Genomic DNA, 3,314 nt, shown 5'->3' with positions numbered 1-3,314 from the left:
TCAGACGATAGCTGTTGCCATCAATGTTGAAGATGTGTGAGCGGTGGAATAACCGGTCTAAAATTGCAGTAGTCGCCATGTGGTCGTTGGCGAAGATGGTTGCCCAGTCTTTGACTGACCGGTTGCTGGTAATGATGACGGATCCCTTCTGGTAGCGAAGGTTTACAAACTGAAAGAATAGGTGAGTTTCCTGACGATCCATCGCCTGGTACCCAAGCTCATCCAGAACCACCAGTGCATTTTTACTGTATGCTTGGCGGCGTTGTCGGGAAATAGGGGTATCACTTCGTCGCTTCAACTGGGAGAGCAGTTCTTCGACGGTATAGTAAATCACGCTATAGCCCAGCTCAACTGCTTTAACAGCAAGGCCAGTTGCCAGATGGGTCTTGCCCACCCCCGGAGGACCGAAGAACAGAAGGTTTTCCTTCTGCCTGATGAAATCGCAGGTGGCGAGAAAGTCCACCTTGTGTTTTTCCACCGACGGTTGAAACATGTAGTCGAAGTTCTCCAGGTACAGTCCCTTGGGCAGACCGGAGATCTTCATCGAGGTGGCAATCCGTCGCTCCTCCCGGGCATCCATCTCCACCGACAGCACCCTCTCAAAGAACTCTAACGGATTCTGCTTTTCTCGAATCGCAGAGTCGGTTTGAAATGGGCCCAACCGTCAAGACAGAATTTACTGCCGGTTTAAGAAATTTCCTTCCCCCCGATTATTGCTACCCTGCCAACGGCAGGGGGTCTTCCAATACAAACGACTGGTGCATCATTTCTGGAGTTGCATAATCCAGTCCCTGGTGGAACCGTTCAGTGTTGTAAAACTGGAAGTAGCGGTTCACTCCCCGCTGAAGCTCAGCAAAGGTTTCGTACGAGTTCAGGTAGATGTCCTCGTACTTCAGTGATCGCCACAGCCGCTCCACGTATACATTGTCCAGTGCCCGGCCTTTACCATCCATGCTGATCTCAATGTGGTGCTCCTTCAGCACATTAATGAAGGCGTCACTGGTGAACTGAGAGCCTTGGTCGGTATTAAAGATGGCCGGCACACCGTAGCGATCAATCGCTTCACGCACCGCCGCAACACAGAAGGTGGCATCCATGGAATTTGACAACCGCCATGAGAGCACCTTCCGAGAAAACAGATCCATGACTGCCGTCAGATACACGAAACCACCGGGAAGCCGCAGGTATGTCACATCAGTTGCCCACACCTGGTTGGGGTATTGTATTTCCTTACCACGCAACAAATACGGGTATTTCTTATGTCCCTTACGAGGACTGCTTAGGTTGAGCTTAGGGTAAATCGCCCGTAGCCCAAACTGATGCATGATCCGCCGCACCCGCTTACTTGTCAGATGCCGATGCGTGTTCCTCAGTTCCCTGGTGATCTTCCGGTAACCATAAAAAGCTTTTTCACCAAGCACTGCAAGAATCAGCTTGAGATCCTCCAGGTCGGCGTCGTTGCGCCGGTCTGAGCACTCGTAGTAGTACGCCGAGCGATTGAGGTTCAGCACGCGGCATTGCTCTGCAATCGAGTGTTTCTTGTGATCAGCTTCGATCATCAGAACTCGCTCCCGTACAGTTCCTTGTACTTTTTTTTTAGAAACTCGTTCTCTACGGTGAGTTTCCCTACGGTCTGGAGCAACCGTTCCCGGTCGGCCTCGGTGTCTCGCTCTCGCTTTTGTTTCTTGTGAGGCCGTTCAAACAGCTCTCCAGCTCCCTCAAGGAGTTGCCTCTTCCACTGGGAAATCTGTCCGGGACTGACCTCAAATCGGGTAGCGAGTTCCTGGAGCGTCTCTTGCTCCTTCGTTGCCTCAATGGCTACCTTCACTTTGAAGGCTGTGTCATAGCTCTTACGCATATCTATATCCTACCATCTTTGTCTTTGGGTGGTAAGAATATTCGATAAACCGCCCTGTCAGACTGTCTGAATTCTTGGGCTCATTATAGTTAGCTCCTGAAGAATGGCCGGCGTATGCTGGAATTTCAGGTACTCCATTTTTCGAATGATCACATCCAAACTCATCTGGTTCCTCCCACTATTTTCTGGTAATGGTCCATCTGGCGTTCGGCGACCTCCAGACCCCATTGTCGAGTCAGGTCACTCATCGGCCTGGTAGACAGCGTGATGGCCTCCCGGCTAAGCCGGATCATATTCTTCACCCCGGGATAGTATTCGTGAGTTTGAATCACCGTGCCTTCGCAGTAGACCTCAATTTCCGTTCCAGTGTTGATGACTCGGACCGACTTGCCCTCATGCCCTTCGGGGACCTGGTACCAGTTGCCTCTGAAGTACACCAGAGACTCAGTTGAAACCGTGGTTGAAGCCGAGTCGAGATGAATCCGAGGCGCGTCTGAGACATCCTGAAGAAACTGCTTTTCGTATTCGTAAGCCTCAAGAATGCTTGTGCCAGTAGCCGGACAGCTCCACCGAGCCACTCGTTCGGCGAGCAGCTCATTGAAGAACTCCTGAGCTTCGCGAAGACTCCTGAAAATCGTGGTGTTGAAGTCGATGTCCCGAAAGAGATCCTGGATTCGCCGTTCAACCTTTCCCTTGTCTTGGGGCATACCCGGACGAGCGGGAAACGCCTGTGTTCCCAAGCTTTCCAGATACTCCATGTAGTCCTGATTCATCTGCGACTTCCGGCCCTTCCACAGTTTCACAGCAGTCGCCATACAGTCGGGGCGAACAAACTCGGCAATCCCGCCGAGCATGCTGACCGCTTCATGATGCGCACTCAGGAATGACTGAGTATCCTTTTTGACTCTCAACACCATCGCCGGCATACGTGAAAACGCGAGCTGAATAATCAGCACATTGATGGTAACCCAGTTCTCCGGAGCCCCGACTTGTACACGTACCGACTCCTTCCAATCCACCTGCATGAGCTTCCCCGGCGGGGTCTCCATACGCATTCGGTACTGTTTTGCTATGACTTCGGGGTAATGTTTCTTGAGATAACGCCGTAAAGCATCATAGGATAAGGCAAAGTTATGAAACTTCCTTAAACCGCTGTACAGCGAACGTACGGTGTGGCGCTTTGACGGCTCGCGTTGATCATTCTGTTGAATCCATATTTCGATTTGGCGGTTGAATACAGATACTCCAGAATACCGTGTCGACCGGCCGTCAACGCCTTTTCCCTTCTTCCGATGGTAGCGGATCGTTCCTTCTGTAACCCCGAAGCGGCGCGCTAATTCGGTATTACTGATATCCAGATCAAGACCCAGCATACAAAACTCCTTCTGATTAGCTTGTAACTTTCCCACCCGGATACCTCCTTTACAGAAGTATCGGGTCGTAAATTTACGCGCCG

4 protein-coding genes are annotated in these 3,314 nt (G+C 51.4%); all 4 read right to left on the bottom strand.

Going from position 1 to position 3,314, the window contains the following annotated elements; genetic code table 11:
• On the bottom strand, nt 1-661 hold a 661-nt coding region (istB, locus tag DC28_RS07090), incomplete at its 3' end, for an IS21-like element helper ATPase IstB (protein ID WP_052078588.1).
• 55 nt (nt 662-716) lie between these two features.
• Nucleotides 717-1,559 carry an IS3 family transposase gene (locus tag DC28_RS07085; protein ID WP_037547281.1) on the bottom strand — a complete coding sequence of 281 codons (843 nt, stop codon included), beginning with the start codon at nt 1,557-1,559 and terminating at the stop codon, nt 717-719.
• Nucleotides 1,559-1,858 (bottom strand): transposase, encoded by a 300-nt coding sequence (locus tag DC28_RS07080; RefSeq protein WP_037547279.1) that lies wholly within the window; start codon nt 1,856-1,858, stop codon nt 1,559-1,561. Before DC28_RS07080 ends, DC28_RS07085 begins: the two co-directional genes overlap by 1 nt.
• A gap of 161 nt (nt 1,859-2,019) precedes the next feature.
• Nucleotides 2,020-3,267 (bottom strand): IS21 family transposase, encoded by a 1,248-nt coding sequence (gene istA, locus DC28_RS07075; protein WP_156104573.1) that lies wholly within the window; start codon nt 3,265-3,267, stop codon nt 2,020-2,022.
• Nucleotides 3,268-3,314 lie beyond the last annotated feature (47 nt).

This window comes from Spirochaeta lutea (genome assembly GCF_000758165.1).
In the GTDB taxonomy this organism is placed as follows: Bacteria; Spirochaetota; Spirochaetia; order DSM-27196; family Salinispiraceae; genus Spirochaeta_D; species Spirochaeta_D lutea.
The sequence above is the reverse complement of the archived record's forward strand: the minus strand, read 5'-3'. Positions and strand labels throughout refer to the sequence as shown.

Bases quoted from the DNA above. Each gene is read 5' to 3' on its own strand.
- DC28_RS07085 (WP_037547281.1), bottom strand. From the start codon at position 1,559: ATGATCGAAGCTGATCACAAGAAACACTCGATTGCAGAGCAATGCCGC.
- DC28_RS07080 (WP_037547279.1), bottom strand. From the start codon at position 1,858: ATGCGTAAGAGCTATGACACAGCCTTCAAAGTGAAGGTAGCCATTGAG.